Origin of the sequence: Leeuwenhoekiella sp. W20_SRS_FM14 (assembly GCF_052119605.1) — a bacterium.
Taxonomy (GTDB): Bacteria; Bacteroidota; Bacteroidia; order Flavobacteriales; family Flavobacteriaceae; genus Leeuwenhoekiella.
Map to the genome: position 1 here is coordinate 242173 of NZ_JBGQOK010000006.1, position 22895 is coordinate 265067.

A 22895-nucleotide genomic window follows, 5' to 3' on the forward strand; every position below is an offset into this window, starting at 1 on the left:
TATTTTGTGTTATTTATATAATAATTTGACACATATTTTTCTAGATTAGCTTTAATCTAGCTTGATAAATTATGCAGAAAATTACACTTTTAATTAATTGCCCCGATCGCAAAGGTATTGTAACCACAATTACCCAATATATACTTGAACTAAGTGGAAATATTGTTTATCTCGATCAACACGTAGACAGACAACAAAGCGTGTTTTTTATGAGACTTGAGTGTGAGTTTGACCACGCAGATTTTACAATTACGGAATTTGAAAATCAGTTTGCGGCAAAGTTTGAAGAGGATTACCAGCTCACGTATAAGCTCTACGATGCTCTTTATAAACCGAAACTTGCTTTATTTGTTTCAAAATACGACCATTGCCTCTATGATCTTTTAGGCCGAAACGCTTCAGGTGAACTCGAAGTAGAAATACCTTTGATTATAAGCAATCACAAAGATCTTGAGGTTGTGGCAAAGCGATTTGACATTCCTTTTAAATACATTCCCGTTACTAAAGACACAAAAGAGCAAGCCGAAGCTGAACAGATACAAGCCATACGGGATCATAATATTGATCTTATTATTCTAGCTCGCTATATGCAAATCATATCTGACGATTTTGTTGCTAACTTTAAACATCAGATTATAAATATTCATCATTCTTTTTTACCGGCATTTATTGGCGCTAAACCCTATCACGCTGCTTTTGAGCGCGGTGTAAAAATTATAGGAGCCACCAGTCATTATGTGACCGCAGATCTTGACGAAGGCCCCATTATCGAGCAGGAAATTGTGCGTGTTTCTCACGTACATTCGGTACAGGATTTTATATTGAAAGGTCGAGACTTAGAAAAAATTGTTTTAGCCAGAGCCATAAAAGCACATATAGAACATAAAGTACTGGTCTACGGAAACAAGACTGTTATTTTTTCTTAACCAGCTAGTCATAGACGGCTTATGCGCGTGGTATTACCCATAAAAGGAAGTGACCCTCGGTGCTTTTGCATTTTAAAATTAACCAAGAAAAACCTAACTTAACTCCATGAAAAAAATAATTGCATTAGTTGCCGTACTCTTTTTAAGCGGATGCGCAGAACTACAATCTGTAGTAAATAATTTGCCCAATCAGGTAGGTGTAGACAATACAACTATAGCGAGCGGTTTACGTCAGGCGCTAGATTTTGGTATAGATAAACAAGTAACAAAACTTACGCAGGAAAACGGTTTTTATGGGAACTCGTTAGTGAAAATTCTACTGCCTGAAGAATTGCAAAAAGTAGATAATACATTACGCAGTGTTGGTCTTGGAAGCCTGGCAGACGAAGGTTTAAAAGTATTAAATCGTGCTGCTGAGGATGCTGTAGGAACAGCGACTCCCATATTTATAGATGCAGTAAAAGGAATCACGTTTAATGATGCTAAAAACATCTTATTAGGAGCAGACAATTCTGCAACCTCCTATTTAGAGAGTAAAACAAACACCGCATTATATGCACAGTTTAATCCTATTATTAAAGAATCATTTAATAAAGTAGGAGCAGATAAAATCTGGAGCAACCTGATTACAAAATACAATGCGTTACCGCTTACTAATGATGTTAACCCAGATCTAACAGATTATGTAACTAATGAGGCGCTTAAAGGAGTTTATACTATGATTGCTTTAGAAGAAAAAGATATTAGAACAAACGCTGCCGCACGTACCACTACGTTACTTCAAAAAGTATTTGCACTACAAGATTAATCTTATGACAAAACCTTTAAAAATAGTTGTAGCAGGACCTATTCCTAGAGATACCATCTCAACCTATGAGAATGATATTATTATGCGTTACGGCTGCGTAACACATCCTGTTATTGCCCTTTCAAAACTTTTAAATACTGAAGGAACCGTTACTCCGGTTTCTAATATTCATAAAAAAGATCGTGAAGGCATTGCAACTGAATTTAAAGATTTTAAAAATATTGATCTCGCCGGAATTAATAGTAAAGAAGACCGTGGCACAGTAATTCTACTTGACTTTAAAGATCAAAATAACCGGGAAGAAAAACAGCTTGCCTGTATGAATCCCATACGCCCTAAGCATATCAAAAAGCATCTTGACGCAGATGCTTTTGTTTTTGTGCCTATTACAGATTTTGAGATAAGTTTAAGCACTTTAAAATATATTAAGAAACACAGCAAGGGCATAATTATTTTTGATGCACACGGCGCTACAACAGCGATGGATGTAAAAGGACACAGGCATCGTAAATTCTGGATTGATCAGGATGAATGGCTCCCGTATATTGATGTCTTAAAAATGAATCTTGAAGAATCACAATGCATGTCTTTCGCTAATGAATACGAGCACGAGATCCCATCAATATATGATGATAACGCCACCGGTCACTTAGATGATCTGGCAAAGCACGTTCTTAAAAAAGGTGTTTCCTTCTTTTATGTAACTATGGATTCTAGAGGCTGCATTTTATATCAGTTAGAAAATGGAAAACTTAAAAAAGATTGGATCGCATCAATTAAAGTAGCTAAAGTTGTAGACACAACCGGCTGCGGAGATTCTTTTGCAGGCGGACTTGCATATGGTTTTGCTAAATATAACAACCCTGTTAAAGCAGGACAATTTGCAAACATTCTAGGCGCCAGACGTACTCAGGGAAAAGACTGGGATGTTTTTAAAACGGCTCAGGAAACTGAAGAGATACGTATTTCTAATTACGGACTTTAGAAACTACATAAAGCCATCCTCTCAGATGGCTTTTTTAATTTAAAGATTTGAGTAACTTTTCAAAATAATCAAATGCTTTTAAAAGCCTACTGCCGTACCAACTAAAATACTCCCCATCTACACAACTAATTTTAGCATCGGTAAAATTTTGAAATTCTTGAATATGTTGTTCTGTAAATGGAAATGGTTCTGAAGAAAGAAAAACCAATTCTGCACTTTTCAATTCTGCATTTTCTATTTGTGGATAACGCCCCTTATTAACTTCAAAAATATTTTTCAAATTTAACTCGTGCAAAAGCACATTTATAAAGTTGTCACGCCCTGCAACCATTAAAGGATTTTTCCAAATAAGATAGGCAACTTTGCGCTCTGGCAAATCAGCTGTTTTTCTTCGGAAGGCTTCGCGTTTACTCTTTATATCAAGAATAAAAGAAGCTGTTTTTTCTTGAATATTAAAGAGCGCTCCCAGATGAGAAAGAAAGACATACAAGTCTTCAAAACTATTTATATCTGATACATAAACAGGTGCTAAATCATCACAGGTCTTAACAATATCAATTGTGTTTTCTTCTTTATTACAGAGAATAAAATCAGGATTTAAAGCGGCTATTTTATGTTTATGAATGGTTTTAGTACCTCCAACAACTGTTTTTTCGGTTCTTAAATTGTGAGGATGTACGCAGAACTTAGTTATACCTACAAGGAATTCACCAAGACCTAAATCTACTAAGAGTTCAGATAAACTTGGCACTAAACAAATAATACGTTGAGGCGGTTTTCGTATTTGAATGAGACGCCCTAATTGATCTTTCATAGCGCCAAAATTATGCGTTTAGCTTAACTTTTGAAGATGAACGGACATTTGTTCCTGCAATCTCTTTGCTTCAGCGTTTGCAGCGTCAGCAAAGTTTTCTTCGGTAGAAGCATAAATAATTCCGCGAGATGAGTTTATAAGAAGACCCGCATTAGCGTTAGCTCCATATTTAAAAACGTCATCAACACTTCCGCCTTGCGCTCCTACACCGGGAACTAACAAAAATGCGTCTGGTATTATTTTACGAATTTCTGCAAGATATTCTGCCTTAGTCGCGCCTACTACATACATTAATCGGTCACTATTTTTCCAGGTTTTAGAAGTCTCAAGCACTTTTTTATAAAGTTCTACCCCATCTACTTTCTGGGTTTGAAAATCAAATGCCCCGGGATTAGATGTGAGGGCGAGCATTATTGTAAACTTTCCGGCAAATGCCAAAAAGGGCTCAATTGAGTCTTTACCCATATAAGGAGCGGTAGTAACCGAATCGAAGCCTAAATCCTCAAAAAAGGCTTTAGCGTAACGGCTGGAAGTATTACCTATGTCGCCACGCTTAGCATCTGCTATTGTAAAAATTTCAGGGTAGTTTGTATTGAGATAATTGATAGTTTTCTCAAGTGACTGCCATCCTTGAATACCGTATGCCTCATAGAAAGCCGTATTAGGCTTGTATGCAACAGTATACTGATGCGTTGCGTCTATAATTGCTTTATTAAACTCAAAAATAGGATCTTCTAGAGTCAGTAAATGTTTCGGTACTTTATCTAAATCTGTATCCAGACCTACACAAAGCACCGATCGTTTCTTTTTTATCTGATCTATAAGTTGCTGACTATTCAAGGGAGTTTATTTTCTAATTAGAATTACAGATTAGATTGCATCGCCACCTTCGGCTAATTTCTCTGTATTACTCACAAGCTGAAGCTCATCAATAATTCGTTGAATATCGCCATCTATAATATTTGATAGATCATAAAGCGTAAGATTTATACGGTGATCTGTAACACGACCCTGAGGATAATTATAAGTACGTATTTTTGCACTACGATCTCCACTAGTTACCATAGATCCACGCTTTAAAGCATCTTCTTCCTGTTTTTTAGCAAGCTCCATATCGTATAAACGAGAGCGAAGAACTTTAAAGGCTTTCTCTTTGTTCTTGTGTTGAGACTTCTGATCCTGACATTGTGCTACTAAACCGGTAGGTAAATGCGTCAAACGCACCGCAGAGTAGGTAGTGTTTACAGACTGCCCTCCTGGACCTGACGAACAGAAAAAATCGATTCGCACATCTTTAGGGTTTATCTCAACATCAAATTCTTCTGCTTCTGGAAAAACCATTACAGTAGCCGCACTGGTATGCACACGACCCTGGGTTTCGGTTTGTGGTACACGCTGAACTCGGTGAACACCAGCTTCAAAACGTAACGTACCATAAACATCTTCTCCCGTTACTTCTACCTGAATTTCTTTAAAGCCACCGCTTGTACCTTCGCTATAGTCTATAGTACTGGTTTTCCAACCTTTACTCTCGCAGTACTTCATATACATACGATAAATATCTCCTGCAAAAATACTCGCTTCGTCACCACCGGTTCCTGCTCGAATTTCCATCACTGCATTCTTAGAATCTTCAGGATCTTTAGGAACCAGCATAAATCTAATTTTCTCCTCTAAAGCCGGAACAGCCTCTTCTGCCTCTTCTAACTGCATCTTTGCCATCTCCGTCATTTCAGGATCACTACCATCGGCAATAATCTCCTTAGCCTCGTCTATGCGCTGTATATGCTTAATATAGTTATCACGCTCATCCATTATGGCGCGCAAATCTTTATATTCTTTATTGAGCTCTACATAACGCTTCTGATCAGAAATAATATCTGGCTGAATAATAAGATCACTTACTTCGTCAAAGCGTTGTTTTATAAAGTTTAATCGTTCTAACATGAGAAATTTTAATTGCCTGCGAATTTACGCAAAAAAATAAGGGTTGTATAGCAATTTTAATTAATGAATAATCAAAGAATGCGTATTTGTAAAATTTAAGTTTAAATGTTATTTATAATTTACAGTAGCTCGTCTTTGAGACTCAGTTCTTTTTGCCGCAATGTTGTATTTACTGCATAATTGGTAAGAAGAATTAACCCCAAAATATAGAATAGTCGTACACCTATATAAAGATTATATAAATCCATATAATAGGCAAAGCAACACAAAGCATCAGATAGCATAAACGAGAAAACACTAAACGAAAAAATTAGCGACCTTAAATTACCCAATCTATAATGGTAGTAAATGGCAATAAATAATAAAAATATAATACTGGTTCCCATACTGTAGAAAAAGTAGGTTGTAGCAGAACCTGTAAAATTTTCTTGCACTAAAGTCTCTAATAAAATTAGTATGAAAAAACTAGCAATCGCAAATAAAAATAACGAAAGTATTGAGGGGAGTTGTACCCTATACGTACGAAGATTTCTAGCCTGCTTAATAATTAAAATAGAATAGGCTAAAAAGCCAAAAACAAAATAAAGATAGGTACTCATCTGCGACTCGTAGTAGATTGAGAAATAATCTCTAATTATAAAAGCCGTAATTGCAAAAAAGAAGAATAGGTTATGTTTTGGAAGTAAAAAAAGATAATACAAGAGAATAATTACAGAGGAGATAAGGCGTAAATATCGTGTTGTAATTACTGGCAAATAAATCACCGAAAGCACGTTGCAAATAATCAAAAACCCACCCAAGTAAACCAATTTGTTTAACCAGGTAGATTTCTTTTTAAGTTCATTTGCTGCACAATTCACTCCCATCTATAATAATTCTATTAGATATGGATTCCTTCTAACCTCAATTTAAGCTATTTACAAATATTAAGTGTTGCTCTACACACTCAATTATTAAAAAACGTACATTTTAAACAATAAACTACTCCTGAAGAGATATAAAATCTACCTCTTCCCTTGCTGCACCTTTAATATTGAGACCAAAGTTTACCAATAACGCCATACTTAAAATAAACATTGTACGATCTAAATAATACAATCCTTGCAAATCAATATAGTAAGCTAAACATGACGCAATATCTGATGCTACAAAACAAAAAACCATCATTAAAAAAAGTAGGGAACGCATGCTATTTAATCTATGGTTGTAATAGTAGGCTGATAGAATAAGGGTAATTAGAGAAACACCATATAGATAAAATAAAAGAAGCTCTATATTATTGTTTACGTGGTTTGAGACAATATTTCCTAATTCAAATAATATAGTTCCATTTGCAACAACCAGTAACAAACCAAAAATAACAGCAAAAAGACTAAACCTGGTACCTCTAAAGAAAGGGACTCTATCTAATACGAGTAAGAAATAACCCAATGTAGCAAATGTCATATAGGTCTCTGCACCCCAGGAAACTTCAAAAAATTGGTAAGCAATGTCACGTATTAGAAAAAAAAGGAATGCATAAATAACCCACACACTTTTAACATGCCGTCTATAAAGATAAAAACCTATTAATATACTTAAAGAAAATAGACGTACAAGCCTGAAGGTATCTAACTCTAAAAAATGTGTTACAGCTAGATTAACAATTAATAATACTACGGTTATTACCTCTAGCTTAAAATACTTACGAATTGAAAACACTTATCTTTTATTATTAATAAAATTGACTTCAAATTAACATAATTATTTCTTAAAACTATCATTCTCCATATCTATTTATTTATGATTTAAACAATTATAAAACAATGCTAAATCTATAGCCATAAAATATAATTTCAAATTCTTTAAATTATTCAAAATAGATCGTTCTCAATTCTATTCTCTTTTGAAATAAGTGATGGTCTAGCTAAAAAATTTATAAGCAAAACTAAAGCTATAATATAGAAAACCCCTGTGATTAAAAAAAGTGGATTTACTCCTAGATAGTAACCAAAATATGAAGATACGTCAGAAATCATTAAGCTAAATATTGCAAAAGAAAAGACGAGTGCCCTAAGACTACCCATTCTGTAGTAATAATATATAGAAAGCAAAATGAGAACTATGATACTTGACCAAAAAAAGTAGAAATAATAAATTAAAATAGATCCTTCAGAGGCATCACCAATTAAATATTTTAGATTAAATAAAATTATAAAACATGCAAGGGTAAATAAACCAGTTGCGATGATAGAAGGAACCTCAAACTTCAAATGCATCAAATTTTTTAATTGTTTGAAAAAAAGCAGCAAGTACGCAACAGTTCCTAAACCAAAATAAAAGAATACCCCTAGACTAGCTTCGTAATAAATTGCGCAAACATCTCGCATCCAAAAAAAATCAATGCCAAATGGAATATTTTTTTCCCTTTTTTAAGTCGTATCAAATAAAACCCTATGAGTACAGTAGCGTATAGAATTCGTACTAAACGGGCTGTGAATAGTGAAGTATAGAGAATCGTTGAACAACTTAGCACTGCTGATACTAGAGCGAGGTTACACTATATATCTTAATGAATTATAATCTCGTGTAGAACTATCTCGCATAAACAAATCTTACAATTATAAAATCTTAAGACTAAATACAAGTATTATCGATATATAAAAAAAATATACTTAAAATAAATATTTATAATTAAATAAATTTCTTACAAATGTAAACTACAGACAAACAAATTTAAAGGTATTTTAGCTATATTGAATTAAAGAATTTTGTAAAAACAAAAAAGAGATAAACATCCTATATTGGATATTTATCTCTTTTTTTTAGTGACCCCGGAGGGATTCAAACCCCCAACCCTCAGAGCCGAAATCTGATGCGCTATTCAGTTGCGCCACGAGGCCATTTTTCCGCGAAAGCGAAAACTCTTAAGCTAATTTTTTTCTTACAATTGTTGATATTGTTTTACCGTCTGCTTTCCCGGCAAGTTCTTGAGATACTAACCCCATAACCTTACCCATATCTTGCATACCAGTAGCTCCTGTTTGTTCTATAACAGCTATCACAACTTTTTCAATTTCTTCTTCACTAAGTTGTTCTGGCAAAAACTGTTCAATAACAGCCGCTTGAGCCAGCTCTTCTTGTGCCATTTCTGCACGATCTTGCTCTATATAAATCGCAGCACTGTCTTTACGCTGTTTTACTAACTTTTGAAGCATTTTAATCTCTTCCTCTTCAGATAACTCTGCATTTGCCCCACTCTCTGTCTGAGCAGTCAAAATTGCAGATTTAATAGCACGTAAAGAAGCTAAAGCATTTTGATCTTTTGCTTTCATCGCTGTCTTCATAGCCGTCATTACATCTGTCTGTAAGCTCATAGTTTTCTGTTTTTCGGGAGTGCGAAGATAGCTATTATTATGTGTTATCCCCACTTTTTTTTAAAGCTAAAAGATCTTTTAAATCTATAACTATTATTAAAATATAAAACCCTAACAGAGATCTATTAGGGTTTTAAATAATGATTTATCTATATATTAATCAACATTATCGTGTAAGAAAGAATTGTTTCTTCTTAACTGTATTTCGTCGTTATCATCTTTACTCAAAGAGGTACGTGACAAACTAGAATTAGAACTTGGATTTTGACTTAAATCAATACCCTGTCTTTTATAAGCTGGTTGTCTTTCAATCTCGTCTATACGCGATTGATTATTTTGAAACTTATAGTTAAACTCTTTCATCATACGTTTACGCTCTGCAGCGCGCTCAGTAAGCAGTTCTGATATAGGAGTATTCATAGGGTTTTCATCCTCCTCATTTACTTCTACTCGAGGTTTAGCTTCTACTGTCTTGCGTTCAAAAACTACAGGCTCTTCTTCCCTTTTTACAGGAGCTTGCGGCTTTACCGGTTGTTGTGGTTTTGCACTATTTAAATGCTCTTCCATCTCCATATAATCATCAAGACTATAACGCTTCTCACCTTGTTCATTAACTTCGGTAACTGAAACGATCTCTACAGGATTATTAACTTCAATATCATTAACATCATCGCTTAAGCTGTAAACAATCTCCTTTTCTTTAGTATCAGTCTTAGGTTCTGGAGTAATTTGTTTTGGCTTATCATTAAGAGGAAGATCAAATGATAGTGTAAACTGCTCTTCTTCTTCAAAAAGGTTTACCTGAGTATCTCTTGTAGGCTTTTCAACACTTACAATTTTAAAATCTAGATCAAGATCATCTGGCTCAGGTTCTATAGCAGAATAATCTAAAACTTCTTCATAAATAACCTGAATATTACGGATAAGATCTGTAGTAGAGATTAAATCCATTTTGGGCTTCTCAACCTCTTTCTTGCTTTGATTCACCATTAAATCTATAGGGTCATCACTATCATCAAGGGTATGTACGATAGGTTTTTTCTCTGGTTCTGCAGCTTCTTTAGGAGCAGGAGCATCAAAATTTAAGCGCGTACCGGTACTCTTTGGAGATAGCTCGTGCTGTGCACGTTGTTCGTCTTCAAGAGTATGAATAATTTTCTTTGTTTCGGTATTTACGATTTCATTCTGTTGCTCTACATTAAAACCCGTAGCAATAATAGTTACCGAGATTGCATCACCCAGACTTTCATCTTCACCTACACCCATAATGATGTTGGCACTGTGGCCAGCCTCATCCTGAATGTGATCGTTGATTTCCCCAATCTCATCTATTGTGATTTCTTCGGTACCAGAAACGATAAGCAACAATACGTTTTGAGCACCAGTAATTTTATTATCATTTAATAATGGAGAGTCTAATGCTTTTCTAATGGCATCCTGAGCACGACTGCCACCACTTGCATTTGCACTACCCATTATGGCAGTACCACTATTACTTAATACGGTTTTTGCATCTCTAAGGTCAATGTTTTGGGTATAGTGATGTGTTATTACTTCTGCTATACCACGTGATGCAGTAGCAAGTACTTCATCTGCTTTACTAAAACCAGCTTTAAAACCAAGATTACCATAAACCTCACGCAGCTTGTTATTGTTAATTACAATAAGTGAATCTACATGACTGCGTAAACGCTCAACCCCTAATTGAGCTTGCTCATTACGCATTTTTCCTTCAAATTGAAATGGAATTGTTACGATACCTACAGTAAGTACGTCTAGCTCTCTGGCCATCTTTGCAATGACAGGAGCAGCACCGGTACCTGTACCACCACCCATACCGGCCGTAATAAAGATCATTTTTGTGTTGGTTCCCAACATTCTTTTAATGTCTTCAGAGCTTTCTATAGCCGCCTTCTCACCTACATCAGGATTTGCACCGGCGCCAAGACCTTCTGTAAGGCTTACACCAAGCTGAATGCGTATAGGCACCGGACTATTTTCCAGAGCTTGCGAGTCTGTGTTACAAACCACAAAATCAACCCCTTTTATTCCCTGACTAAACATATGGTTAATGGCATTACTACCACCACCTCCTACACCAATTACCTTGATGACGTTGCTCTGATTTTTTGGTAAATCAAACGAAATGTTTTCAAAATCTGTGTTGCTCATAATATATCGTTTTACCGGTTTATTAGTTGGATGTTTTTCTTTTTCAATTCTTTATTCTGCATTATCCAAGAAATCCTTGAACTTTTCGGCCCAGGTATCAAAGATGCTTTTGCGTATTTTCTTCTCTTTAGGTTGCTCAATCTCTTCCTCATCTTGATCAAGTTGTACTTCTGGCTCTACTACAGGCACCTCCTCTTCTACAATTGCTGTATCCTGTTGTGCTTCGGGTTCATTTTGGCGATGCTCAAGACTATTCATTACAAGACCTACAGCAGTTGCATACAAGGGACTTGTGGTCTCAGAATCACTATCACCCGCCAAGTGCTCGTTAGGATAACCTATACGTGTATCCATCCCTGTGATGTATTCTACAAGTTGCTTTAAATGTTTAAGCTGAGAGCCACCTCCTGTTAAAACAATACCAGCAATTAGTTTTTTCTTTTGCTCCTCGTGACCATAATTTTTAATCTCGAGATATACCTGCTCAACGATCTCTACGACGCGTGCGTGAATGATCTTAGATAAGTTTTTAAGCGTAATTTCTTTAGGCTCTCTACCGCGTAATCCAGGTATAGAAACAATCTCGTTGTCTTTATTTTCTCCCGGCCACGCAGAACCAAACTTAATTTTAAGAAGCTCTGCCTGCTTTTCAATAATACTGCAGCCCTCTTTAATATCTTCAGTAATCACATTACCTCCAAAAGGAATTACGGCTGTATGTCTAATGATACCATCTTTAAAAATGGCAAGATCTGTTGTACCTCCACCAATATCTATTAAAGCCACACCAGCTTCTTTTTCCTCCTGACTTAATACCGCATTCGCGGAAGCTAAAGGCTCTAATGTAATTTTATCAAGATTAAGACCGGCACTTTTTACACATCGACCTATGTTGCGTATGCTACTAACCTGACCTACAACCACGTGAAAATTTGCTTCGAGTCTGCCACCATACATCCCAATAGGCTGTGTAATCTCGGCTTGACCGTCTACTTTATATTCTTGTGGAAGCACGTGAATGATCTCCTCTCCCGGAAGCATTACCAGTTTATGTACCTGATTGCACAGCATATCTATATCTCGAGGCCCTATAACCTGATCTGAATCTGCGCGGGTTATGTAATCACTATGTTGCAAACTACGTATGTGTTGCCCTGCAATACCTACGACTACATCTTCAATCTTCATGCCAGACACACTCTCTGCTTCCTGCACCGCCTGCTGAATAGACTGTATGGTTTGTGTAATGTTATTTACAACACCCCTATGCACACCAAGACTTTTAGATTTTCCGATTCCCAGAATTTCTAATTTATGATATTCGTTATAACGACCTATCATAGCGACAATCTTGGTAGTACCAATGTCTAATCCTACTGCTATGTCTTTCTGCTCCATAACTTAAAATTTTGTCCCAACTACCTGCCCTTTAAACCGCAGATCTATATTTTTATATACGGTGAGACTATTGTCTTTAATCGCCTTTTGATAAAAAGCTTTATAGTTTGCAAACTTGCTTTGCAAATCTTTAATCTTTCCTAAACTGATGTTATAGTTTAACACCCGAGGCGTTAAACTATAGTCTCCATTTTGATTTCGGCTTATACCTATCACTTGCGTTGCAAGTAAATCGTCTTGCTGTAAATATTTTAATAAAGGGTAAACCTCACCTATCTGCTCTTTTGAAACTCCTTCAATTAAGGGTACTCGAGCAGAGTAATTAGAAGATAAGGGCATTGCTACACCTTGCTCATCTATATAATACGGTTTTTGTGCCTGCACGCGACCTAGTGGTTTTCGTTGCCTTACCGTTGCACCTAAAACCCCATCTAAGGTTAGGTAAACATCTGCATCAGAAATCATTGCGTGCGAATCTAGCGTTGCCTCTAAATTTTTCAAAACTAGAATATCTTTAGGCTGTCCCTCCAGAGGTTTTCCATTTTGTATCAACAATTTATCAACCGTTTCTGCAGTGATAAATAGATTGGCTCCGGCTTCAAAATTCACCTTTACCTCCTTGATTTTTCGGTCTGCATTACGCTTGTGCGAAAATGCAACTAAAAACAGCGTTATTAGCACTAAACCGATCATACGTATATAAAACCACCCTATTTTCATCTACTGAATTTTTTAGTGATTTTTAATATCTCTTCTCCAATATCGCCGGCTCCCATCATTACTTTAATAGTTGCCTTAGACGCTCTCATTTTTTCCTCAAGCTCATTCTTACTCACGAGTTGTTTTCTAGGACTGGTAACTAGATTAATTAATTCTTGAGAATTAACTCCCACTATTGGCTCTTCGCGAGCAGGATAAATATCTAATAAAAGCAATTCGTCAAACTGAGATAAACTGCGTGCAAACTCCTCCATAAAATCGCGGGTACGACTGTAAAGATGCGGTTGAAAAACAGCTAAAACCCGTCTGTTAGGATACATCTCGCGTACGGCATTATGCACTGCATCAATTTCTGTAGGATGATGTGCATAATCATCAATAAGCACGTGGTCTGCTGTATTTATTCTATACGTAAATCTGCGATTAACCCCTTTAAATGCGAATAGCGCTTTGGCGAGCTTTTCGGCAGGGCAGCCGTATTTTAAAGCCATCGCCAAAGCTGTTATCGCGTTAGACAAATTATGTCTACCAGGCAGGTTAAGCGCCAAATCTTTAAGCAAACCATCAGGATGTTTTAGATCAAAATGATACGCTCCGTTTTCTATTTTTACATTTATTGCTGTATATACAGCGTCATCTTCAATTCCTACTGTAATACCTGCTAAAGGCAAGCCATTGGTTACAAAGAGTATTCCGTCTTCTTTTACCTGTGCTGCAAAATCTCTAAAACTTTGCTGTAGGGTTTCTGCATCTCCATAAATATCGAGATGATCTGCATCCATAGACGTAATGGCAGCAATATTAGGATAAAGCTGCATAAATGAGCGATCAAACTCATCTGCCTCTACCACAACAATCTCTTCTCCCTGCTGTATTAAATTACTTTGATAATTTTCTGCGATGCCACCTAAAAATGCGGTTACCGGCAACTCACAAGCTGCCATTAAATGGCCTAACATAGCACTTGTGGTCGTCTTACCGTGAGTACCTGCGACGGCTAGACAAAACTTCTCCTGAGTCAACATCCCCAGTACTTCTGCACGTTTTGAGATGTTGAAATTATACTGAATAAAAAATTGATAGCCCGCGTGATTCTTAGGCACCGCAGGTGTATAAACCACGAGTGTATGCGCTGCATCTTTATATATAGAAGGAATCTCTTCTACCGAATCTTTAAACGTAATAGCAATACCTAATTTTTCTAATGACGAAGTAATACCTGAAGGTGTTTTATCATAACCCGCAACGTTTTTACCCGCTGCTTTAAAATAACGAGCTAACGCACTCATACCTATACCGCCAATGCCGATAAAGTAAAAATTAGATATGTCGTTTAACTTATTCAATGCTCTTATTTTATTATTTATTAAGTAGCTTTTCTACTTCGTTTACTATTTTTTGAGTGGCCTCAGGCAATGCTAATTTTTTAAAATTTGAGCCCAAAACCTGCTGTCTGTCTTCATCTGAAACTAGCTTTGAAAATTCAGTTTTAAAAACTGTTGCCAGTTCGCTTTCCTTGATTAAAATAGCAGCATCTTTAGCAGCAATAGCTTCTGCATTTTTAGTTTGATGATCTTCTGCTACATTAGGTGATGGTATAAAAATCACCGGTTTTCCCACAAGTGCCAGTTCAGAAACCGAACCCGCTCCGGCTCTGCTTATGATTACATCTGCAGCTGCATATGCAAAATCCATCTTATCAATAAAAGGTAAAACCTGCACGTTTTTACCAGTATTGTGAATTTTATATTCTTCAAAATAAAGCTTACCGCATTGCCATAAAACCTGTACGTCCTTATCTAAAATAAATTGTAATTCCTGATCTATTAATTTATTTATTGCCCGAGCTCCTAAGCTCCCACCAAGAATTAGAAGCGTTTTTTTAGAGCTATCAAGCTTAAATTTTTCTAGTGCTTCATTTCGTTTAGAAGCTATATCTAGTAAATCCTGACGCACAGGATTACCTGTAATTACAATTTTTTGCCGCGGAAAGAATTGCTGCATATTTTCATAAGCTACACAAATCTTCTGCACTTTTTTAGCTAAAAGTTTATTGGTGATACCTGCAAAACTATTTTGCTCCTGAATTAAAGCGGGTACTTTTAAACGTGTTGCCATTTCCAGTAACGGTCCGCTTGCAAAACCACCGGTTCCTATTACTGCATCAGGCTTAAACCTTCTAATTATCTTAGCAGACTTGAACAAACTACTCATTAATTTAAATGGAAACATTATGTTTGACCAGGTGAGTTTACGTTGCAAACCTGCAATCCATAATCCTTCAATCGTATAACCGGCTGCCGGTACTTTTTCCATTTCCATACGATCCTGAGACCCTACAAAGAGAAATTCCGCTTGCGGATATTTTTCTTTTAAAGCATCTGCAATAGCAATCGCCGGGTAAATATGCCCGCCGGTTCCGCCACCTGATAGTATGAATTTATAGTTTTTCAAATCTTATTTATGTCTTTTAAATCGTTTCGCTTAAAATATCAAGCGGATTCATCTCATCTTCTTCCTTAACTCGCACTTCATCTCGTTTTACACTTACGCTAAGTATAATGCCTATCGCTAAGCAGGTCATCCAGATTGAAGTACCACCACTACTTACAAGCGGCAATGTTTGTCCCGTAACCGGAAATAATTCTACCGCTACAGCCATATTGATTAATGCCTGAAAAACAATAGGAATACCTACCCCTATAACAGCCAGTTTACCAAATACGGTTGGGGCTTTATTTGCAATAACAAGTATTCTAAAAAGCAATAGTAAATACATTACTAAAAGCGTTAACCCACCTATTAGACCAAATTCTTCAACAATTATCGCATAGATAAAATCTGAAGATGACTGGGGTAAAAAATTCTTCTGAATACTTTTACCCGGCCCCATACCTACAAGACCACCGGTTGCAATTGCTATTTTTGCTTTTTCAATCTGGTAATCACCCTCGCTGTCTTCATCATCAGAAAAACTGTCTATACGACTAATCCACGTATCAACGCGGTTAGGAAAAACTCCCGGAAATGCTTTTGCTGCGAGAATAAATAAAGTTAATGCGAGCAAACCTGTGGCTACAATAATCGATAAATATTTGATGGGATATCCTCCCAGAAAAACCAGTGTCAACACCATCACAAATATGATTGCTGTAGTAGAAAAGTTAGCCGGTAATATCATTCCTAAAATAAGCGCAACAGGCACCCAAAGCGGCAAAATACTCTCTTTAAAGGTGATTGTTTTATCCTTAATTCGAGAAAGATAGCGTGCTATATAAATCATCAATACAACTGAAGCCAGCGTAGAAGTTTGAAATGTAATTCCTACAAATGGCACTTTAATCCATCTACTGGCATTAGAGCCGTCTATCACCGTACCCTGAGCCATTGTAATTATCAAAAGAATAATCACGATAGGGATACCTATAATTGAGAGGCCTTTAAAATAATGCGAGGGCACTTTGTGTATGCCATAAATAATCGCAAAACCCAGAACCAAATGCATAAAATGACGTAATAAATACGGGAATGTATCCCCATTACCACCATACAAATAAGCAAGATTACTACTAGCACTAAATACCGGCAAAAAAGAAAACAACGCCAAAAATGCAGTGATAGCCCATATAGAGCGATCTCCTTTTAAAGTGGCAAATATGTTTTTTGATGTACTCAACTTAGCTTCTTAGTTTCTAATTAAAGATTCAGTTTTATAAATTTCTTACTGCATTTTTGAATTGTCTACCCCGATCTTCGTAATTTTCAAACAAATCAAAACTTGCACAAGCCGGTGATAACAACACATTGTCTCCCTTATCTGTTAACTTATATGCGATTTTAACCGCCTCAGAAATAGATTCGGTCTCAATAATAGTTTCTACCATGTTACCAAAGGTGTGAAACAATTTGGCATTATCTACACCCAGACAAATTATAGCTTTCACTTTTTCGTTCACTAAGGGAAAAAGATCTTTATAGTCATTCCCCTTATCTACACCACCCACTATCCAAACTGTAGGTGCACTCATGCTGTCTAAGGCATAAAATGTAGCATTTACGTTAGTTGCTTTAGAATCGTTTATATAAGACACGTTATTAATCTTTAATACGTGTTCTAAGCGATGTTCTACACCTTGAAAACCTTCTAAAGATTCTCGTATAGTAGCTTTACGAATACTTAGTAGTCGAGAAGCTGTCGCTGCCGCCATTGCATTTTTAGTATTATGAGCACCTTTTATTTCTAATTTTTTTGTTGACATAGTCATTCTCGTATCGTCAGTTAATATGTTTATTTCTTCGTTAGCGTAAAACGCTCCTTGTTTTAGTTCTTTTGATATTGAAAAAGGCATCAGTGTTGATTTAACCGGGTGCTTTTCTAACCATTCTGTAATCACGGGGTCATCTGCATCGTAAATCAAAAAATCATTTTCGGTTTGATTTTCCGCTATGCGGAATTTTGACCGGATATAATTTTCAAAGTTGTACCCATATCTATCCAGATGATCTGGCGTAATATTCATGAGTATGGCGATGTGCGGCGCAAAACTGGTGATTCCATCTAATTGAAAGCTACTAATCTCGAGGGCATAATAATCCTGATCATCTACCGCAACCCATTTTGCAAAACTGTCACCTATATTTCCGGCAGCCACGCTCTTTAAACCTGCCTGCTTTAAAATATGCGCCATAAGCATAGTCGTGGTGGTCTTACCATTGCTTCCTGTAATACCTACCAAAGTAGCTTTAGTATATCTCGCAGCAAACTCAATTTCTGAGATCACCGAAACTCCGTTAGCTACCACGGCTTTTACTAATGGTGCTTTATCAGGAATCCCCGGACTTTTCATAACCAGGTCTGCATTTAAGATTTTAGCTTCGGTATGACCGCCATCTTCCCATTCAATCTCAAACTCTTTAAGAACGTCGCGGTATTTAGCTTTTATCTTCCCGAAGTCAGATACAAAAACTTCAAACCCTTGCTTTTTACCTAAAATCGCGGTACCTACTCCGCTCTCTCCACCTCCTAAAATCACTAACCGTTTCATCTACCTTACTTTTAAGGTTACAATCGTGATAATGGCTAGTAAAATACCTATAATCCAAAAACGGGTAACAATCTTACTCTCATGAATCCCTTTCTTCTGATAATGATGGTGCAAGGGTGACATTAAAAATATACGACGCCCTTCACCAGATTTTTTCTTGGTGTATTTAAACCAGCTCACCTGCAACATTACTGACAGGGTTTCCATGAAGAAAATTCCGCAAAGTATAGGTATTAGTAATTCTTTACGAATCGCAATCGCGATTACTGCGATAATCCCACCAATGGTTAAACTCCCCGTATCTCCCATAAAAACCTGGGCCGGATAGGTGTTGTACCAAAGAAAACCAACTAATGCTCCTACAAAAGCGGTAATAAAAATTACCATCTCCCCAGATCTCGGGATATACATAACATCTAGATAATCACTAAATATGATGTTACCAGAAACCCATGCAAAAATCCCCAGGGTCAACACAATTATAGCCGAAGAACCCGCTGCGAGTCCATCTATACCATCGGTGAGATTGGCACCATTAGAAACTGCTGTCACAATAAAAATTACAATAGGGATAAACAGCAACCACGAGTATTTTAAATAATCTGGACCTAACCAACTTACCAGAATACTGTAGTCTATCTCATTGTTTTTGACAAACGGGATAGTTGTAGTCAATGCTTTTTCTTCCGAAGAAAATTCACGCGCGCTGCTATCTACTAACTCTTCTTGTTGAACCGGGTTATTTGCTAATTCTTTTTTTACTGTAATTCCCGGGTGAAAAAACATGGTTGCCCCTACAATAACACCCAGTCCTATCTGACCAAATATTTTAAACTTTCCCTGAAGTCCTTCTTTGTTTTTCTTTTTGATTTTTAGGTAGTCATCCATAAAACCAATGGCCCCCATCCATAACGTGGTTACAATTAAAAGAATGACATAAATATTCTCGAGTTTAGCAAGCAATAAAACTGGTATTAACGTTGCCAGAATTATAATTAAACCTCCCATTGTAGGAGTACCTGCCTTTTCTACCTGACCTTCTAAACCAAGATCTCGTATAGATTCACCCAGTTGTTTACGTTGTAAATAAACAATAATGCGCTTTCCCCAAATTGTCGAGATTGCTAACGACATTAAAATCGCAATAGCCGCCCTAAACGTAATGAACCCAAAGAGACTTGCTCCAGGGAAGTTGTATGTACGCTCTAAATATTCAAAAAAGTAAAACAGCATATTTTTAAAAATTCAATTACGCGCTATGCGTTTTTGACTTATTTATTCAGTTCAGTTAACAGTTCTTGCACAATTTTGAAATCATCAAAATTGGTTCGCTCTCCTTTTATCTCCTGGTAGGTTTCATGACCTTTCCCGGCGATTAAGATGATATCATTCTCTTCTGCCATTTGACAAGCCGTTTTAATAGCTTGTTTTCGTGACGTAATTGAAAGCGTCTTTTTATAATCTAGAGGTTCTACACCTTTTTCTATTTCTTCAATTATAGCCTCAGGATCTTCACTACGTGGGTTGTCACTCGTGAAAATTACCTTTGTACTTAAAGCTGCTGCAATCTTGCCCATAACAGGACGCTTAGTGCGATCACGATCACCACCACAGCCTACAACCGTAATCAGGTTTTCATTTTTTGTACGGATGTCATTAATCGTCTCAAGCACGTTTTTTAATGCATCTGGCGTATGTGCATAATCTACAATTGCCGTTATTTTTTTTGCTGAAATTAAATACTGAAACCTTCCGCTTACACTGGTTAATTCAGACAAATACTGAAGTGCTTCAATCTGTGTTAAACCCAGCAACTCTGCTGCGGCATAAATAGCCAGTACGTTATAAGCATTGAAAGAACCAATGAGTTTTACCCACACTTCAGTCTCATTTACCTTAAGTAATAAACCGGTAAACTGATTTTCTAAAATTTGTGCTCTATAGTCGGCATATGATTTAAGAGCGTAGGTTATTTTTTTTGCCTGCGTATTTTGAAGCATAATCTGCCCATTGCGATCATCTATATTTACAAGCGCAAACGCATCTTTAGGTAACTTGTCAAAAAATGATTTCTTTACATCTCTGTATTCTGCAAAACTGTTGTGGTAATCAAGATGGTCGTGCGTAAGGTTTGTAAAGATTCCTCCTGCAAAACGCAAGCCTTCAGTGCGCATTTGATGAATACCGTGTGAGCTAACTTCCATAAAGCAGTACTCAATACCTTCAGCATTCATTTCTGCTAAATATTTATTGATTGTAAGTGAATCTGGTGTGGTATGAGTGGCAGCATATTCTTGATCTGCAACCATAACACGCACTGTAGAAAGTAAACCGGTTTTAAAACCTGCTTTAGTAAAAAGCTGATATAATAATGTGGCTATAGTAGTCTTACCATTAGTACCGGTAATGCCCACTAACTTTAAATTTTCTGACGGATTGTTGTAATAATTAGAAGCGATAATAGCAAGAGCCTTAGCAGAGTCTGAAGTCTGCACATACGTTATCCCATTTACAAATTTAGAAGGCATATCCTCACAAATAATTGCAATCGCACCTTGCTCTTCTGCTTTTGTTATATACTCATGACCATTGCTTTGCGTACCTTTTACAGCCACAAAAACATCATTTAAGCCCACTTTACGTGAATCAAAATGCACCTCGTTAACAGGCACATTAGGATTGCCCGTTACAGACTCTAAGGTCACTTTATACAATATGTCTTTTAATAAAATCACGACAGCTGTAAAATGATTTTTTGGTTCTTACTCAGTTTTTGTCCGGCTTTTAAAGATTGTTCTTTCACTTTACCGTTACCTCTATATTCTACTTGCAATCCTAGATTTTCAAGAATAGATACTGCATCCATCCCGCTCATACCCTTAACATTAGGTATGGTTTGCGCTTTGTTTTGCGACATTTTGTAATATCCTTCATAATCAGAAACTACAGGTTTTGTATTTGTTTCGGCTAATCTTACCTCATCACTTATGGGGGTATCGCTGTAAATCTTTTGAGCGATTTTTCTAAATACAGGTGCCGAAACAATATTTCCGTAATACCCTAAACTCTTTTTAGGTTTGTGAATAACCACAATACAGGAGTACTTAGGATCATCTGCTGGGAAATAACCTGCAAATGAAGCTATGTATTTACCTTCTTCTAACCAGTATTCTGTCTGGCACGTTCCTGTTTTACCGGCCATCGAAAAATCTTTAGAATAGATGTTACTTGCTGTACCGCGCTCTACCACGTGCAGCATCATATCTTTTACCTTATTAATAGTGGTCTGTGAACAAATCGCCGGATTAATTACCTGTTTTTCAAATTTCTCTACAGAAACATCCCATTTTTTTATCTCTTTAATAAACCGGGGTTTTACCATCTCACCATTGTTAGCAATGGCATTATAAAATGTAAGTGTTTGGAGTGGTGTTAATGAAACTCCATAACCAAAAGCCATCCAGGGTAATGTTGTACCGTACCAGTTTGCATCACCCGGATATGGGAACCGTGGCGCTCCTTCTCCTTTTATCTCTAATCCTAATTTATCATTAAGACCCATATTATAAAGACGCTTAAGAAAACGCTTAGGGTCGTCTTTATAATTTTCATTAATCATTTTTGCAAATGCTGTATTTGAAGAAAGTTCAAATGCTTTAGCGGCACTTATTTTACCATAACCTCCCCAATGCGAATCATAAACCGTACGGTTGTAAAATTTAACGCGACCATTCTCGGTGTCGACAACATCACTACTATCTATTACTTTATCTTCTAAAGCAGCCACCATAGACATCAACTTAAAGGTCGATCCCGGTTCTGCAGACTCGTACACCGCATAATTACGATCTTCATAATAGCCGCCATCTTCCATACGACCCAGATTAGAAATCGCCTTCACCTCTCCCGTCTTCGTTTCCATTACTACAACACAACCGTGATCTGCCTGAAACTTCTCTAAAGATTCTAGCAAAGCGTGATGTGCAATATCCTGAATGTTTACATCTATTGTAGAGATTACATCATACCCATCTTGTGGCTCTACAATGTTATCATCACCTATAGGTTTCCATTGTCCTTTAGCAATACGCTGCTTTAAACGCTTACCCTCTTTCCCTCTTAAATATGTCCCAAAAGCACCTTCAAGACCTGCTTCACTGTATCTGCCATATTCGGTTAAACGATCATAGCCTATAGTACGTTCGGCAATTTTATCTAATGGGTGTTCTCTTACAGTACGCTGCTCAGTTATGATACCGCCTTTATAAGGACCCTTGTTAAACAACGGAAGTTTTTTTACTGCTAAATATTTTGAATACCCCAGGTTTCTCGCTAATAATAAGTATCTGTTTTTATTAACACGCGCCTTACGTAACGTGCTTATATAATGCTCAACCGGCTTACCCAATTCTGCAGACAAGCCTTTTGCAAGACCCTGTACATGTTCTTCAAAATCTGCCTGCGTAGGTGCCAATGCATCAAAACGGATATCATACTTAGGAACCGAAGTTGCCAGCAAACTACCATCACCAGCATACAGGTTTCCTCTATTTGCAGGAATAGTAAACATGCGCTCTGTACGAGCTTCAGCTAAAGCTTTATACTTATCACCTTCAGAAACCTGAATATTAATAAGTTTAAACGCAACAAAAAAGGCAAAGAGAAACATAGCTCCTGCCACTAAATACATCCGGTTTAATATGTTCTTTTCGCTAGTCGCCATT

At 36.7% G+C, this 22895-nt stretch carries 19 protein-coding genes and 1 tRNA gene; 3 read left to right on the forward strand and 17 right to left on the reverse strand.

Features of this window, described 5'->3' with window-relative positions; genetic code table 11:
* Positions 1-71: 71 nt before the first annotated feature.
* From purU to ACEN25_RS12340, 3 genes are all read left to right on the forward strand, one after another.
* A complete protein-coding gene (purU, locus tag ACEN25_RS12330) occupies positions 72-926 on the forward strand; it encodes a formyltetrahydrofolate deformylase (RefSeq protein ID WP_441803188.1) in 855 nt (284 codons plus the stop codon).
* Between the two features lie 106 nt (positions 927-1032).
* On the forward strand, positions 1033-1734 hold the full coding sequence (locus ACEN25_RS12335; protein WP_441803189.1) for a DUF4197 domain-containing protein: 702 nt from the start codon (positions 1033-1035) through the stop codon (positions 1732-1734).
* Between the two features lie 4 nt (positions 1735-1738).
* Positions 1739-2719: a carbohydrate kinase family protein gene (locus tag ACEN25_RS12340; RefSeq protein WP_441803190.1), complete on the forward strand. Its 981-nt coding sequence runs from the start codon at positions 1739-1741 to the stop codon at positions 2717-2719.
* Positions 2720-2753: 34 nt separating this feature from the next.
* On the opposite strand, the gene ACEN25_RS12345 is transcribed toward ACEN25_RS12340, so the two are convergent.
* The 17 genes from ACEN25_RS12345 to ACEN25_RS12425 form a co-directional block, all read right to left on the reverse strand.
* Positions 2754-3533 carry an ABC transporter substrate-binding protein gene (locus tag ACEN25_RS12345; RefSeq protein WP_441803191.1) on the reverse strand — a complete coding sequence of 260 codons (780 nt, stop codon included), beginning with the start codon at positions 3531-3533 and terminating at the stop codon, positions 2754-2756.
* Between the two features lie 18 nt (positions 3534-3551).
* Complete coding sequence (gene pyrF / locus ACEN25_RS12350) at positions 3552-4373, reverse strand: orotidine-5'-phosphate decarboxylase (RefSeq protein ID WP_441803192.1); 822 nt, start codon at positions 4371-4373, stop codon at positions 3552-3554.
* A 30-nt stretch (positions 4374-4403) separates the two neighbouring features.
* On the reverse strand, positions 4404-5480 hold the full coding sequence (gene prfA, locus ACEN25_RS12355; RefSeq protein ID WP_028377580.1) for a peptide chain release factor 1: 1077 nt from the start codon (positions 5478-5480) through the stop codon (positions 4404-4406).
* A 119-nt stretch (positions 5481-5599) separates the two neighbouring features.
* Positions 5600-6346, reverse strand: coding sequence for a hypothetical protein (locus ACEN25_RS12360; RefSeq protein WP_028377579.1), 747 nt, complete (start codon positions 6344-6346; stop codon positions 5600-5602).
* A gap of 115 nt (positions 6347-6461) precedes the next feature.
* The gene (locus ACEN25_RS12365; RefSeq protein ID WP_441803193.1) at positions 6462-7013 is read right to left on the reverse strand and encodes a hypothetical protein; all 552 of its coding nucleotides are present in this window, start codon (positions 7011-7013) and stop codon (positions 6462-6464) included.
* A 1275-nt stretch (positions 7014-8288) separates the two neighbouring features.
* A tRNA-Arg gene (locus tag ACEN25_RS12370) sits at positions 8289-8362 on the reverse strand.
* A gap of 24 nt (positions 8363-8386) precedes the next feature.
* The gene (locus tag ACEN25_RS12375) at positions 8387-8836 is read right to left on the reverse strand and encodes a GatB/YqeY domain-containing protein (protein ID WP_441803194.1); all 450 of its coding nucleotides are present in this window, start codon (positions 8834-8836) and stop codon (positions 8387-8389) included.
* A 156-nt stretch (positions 8837-8992) separates the two neighbouring features.
* Positions 8993-11008, reverse strand: coding sequence for a cell division protein FtsZ (gene ftsZ, locus ACEN25_RS12380; RefSeq protein WP_441803195.1), 2016 nt, complete (start codon positions 11006-11008; stop codon positions 8993-8995).
* Between the two features lie 51 nt (positions 11009-11059).
* Positions 11060-12406, reverse strand: a complete 1347-nt coding sequence (gene ftsA, locus ACEN25_RS12385; protein ID WP_441803196.1) for a cell division protein FtsA — start codon at positions 12404-12406, stop codon at positions 11060-11062.
* 3 nt (positions 12407-12409) lie between these two features.
* Complete coding sequence (locus tag ACEN25_RS12390) at positions 12410-13126, reverse strand: cell division protein FtsQ/DivIB (RefSeq protein ID WP_028377573.1); 717 nt, start codon at positions 13124-13126, stop codon at positions 12410-12412.
* Positions 13123-14472, reverse strand: a complete 1350-nt coding sequence (gene murC / locus ACEN25_RS12395) for a UDP-N-acetylmuramate--L-alanine ligase (RefSeq protein WP_441803197.1) — start codon at positions 14470-14472, stop codon at positions 13123-13125. Before murC ends, ACEN25_RS12390 begins: the two co-directional genes overlap by 4 nt.
* 13 nt (positions 14473-14485) lie before the next feature.
* Positions 14486-15580 carry an undecaprenyldiphospho-muramoylpentapeptide beta-N-acetylglucosaminyltransferase gene (gene murG, locus ACEN25_RS12400; RefSeq protein ID WP_441803198.1) on the reverse strand — a complete coding sequence of 365 codons (1095 nt, stop codon included), beginning with the start codon at positions 15578-15580 and terminating at the stop codon, positions 14486-14488.
* Positions 15581-15596: 16 nt separating this feature from the next.
* Entirely contained in the window at positions 15597-16802 is a 1206-nt protein-coding gene (locus ACEN25_RS12405; protein ID WP_441803199.1) for an FtsW/RodA/SpoVE family cell cycle protein, read from the reverse strand.
* Between the two features lie 34 nt (positions 16803-16836).
* On the reverse strand, positions 16837-18171 hold the full coding sequence (murD, locus tag ACEN25_RS12410) for a UDP-N-acetylmuramoyl-L-alanine--D-glutamate ligase (RefSeq protein ID WP_441803200.1): 1335 nt from the start codon (positions 18169-18171) through the stop codon (positions 16837-16839).
* Positions 18172-19404 (reverse strand): phospho-N-acetylmuramoyl-pentapeptide-transferase, encoded by a 1233-nt coding sequence (gene mraY, locus ACEN25_RS12415; RefSeq protein WP_028377569.1) that lies wholly within the window; start codon positions 19402-19404, stop codon positions 18172-18174.
* 38 nt (positions 19405-19442) lie between these two features.
* A complete protein-coding gene (locus ACEN25_RS12420; protein ID WP_441803201.1) occupies positions 19443-20906 on the reverse strand; it encodes a UDP-N-acetylmuramoyl-L-alanyl-D-glutamate--2,6-diaminopimelate ligase in 1464 nt (487 codons plus the stop codon).
* Positions 20903-22894, reverse strand: a complete 1992-nt coding sequence (locus ACEN25_RS12425) for a penicillin-binding protein (RefSeq protein WP_441803202.1) — start codon at positions 22892-22894, stop codon at positions 20903-20905. Before ACEN25_RS12425 ends, ACEN25_RS12420 begins: the two co-directional genes overlap by 4 nt.
* Position 22895 lies beyond the last annotated feature (1 nt).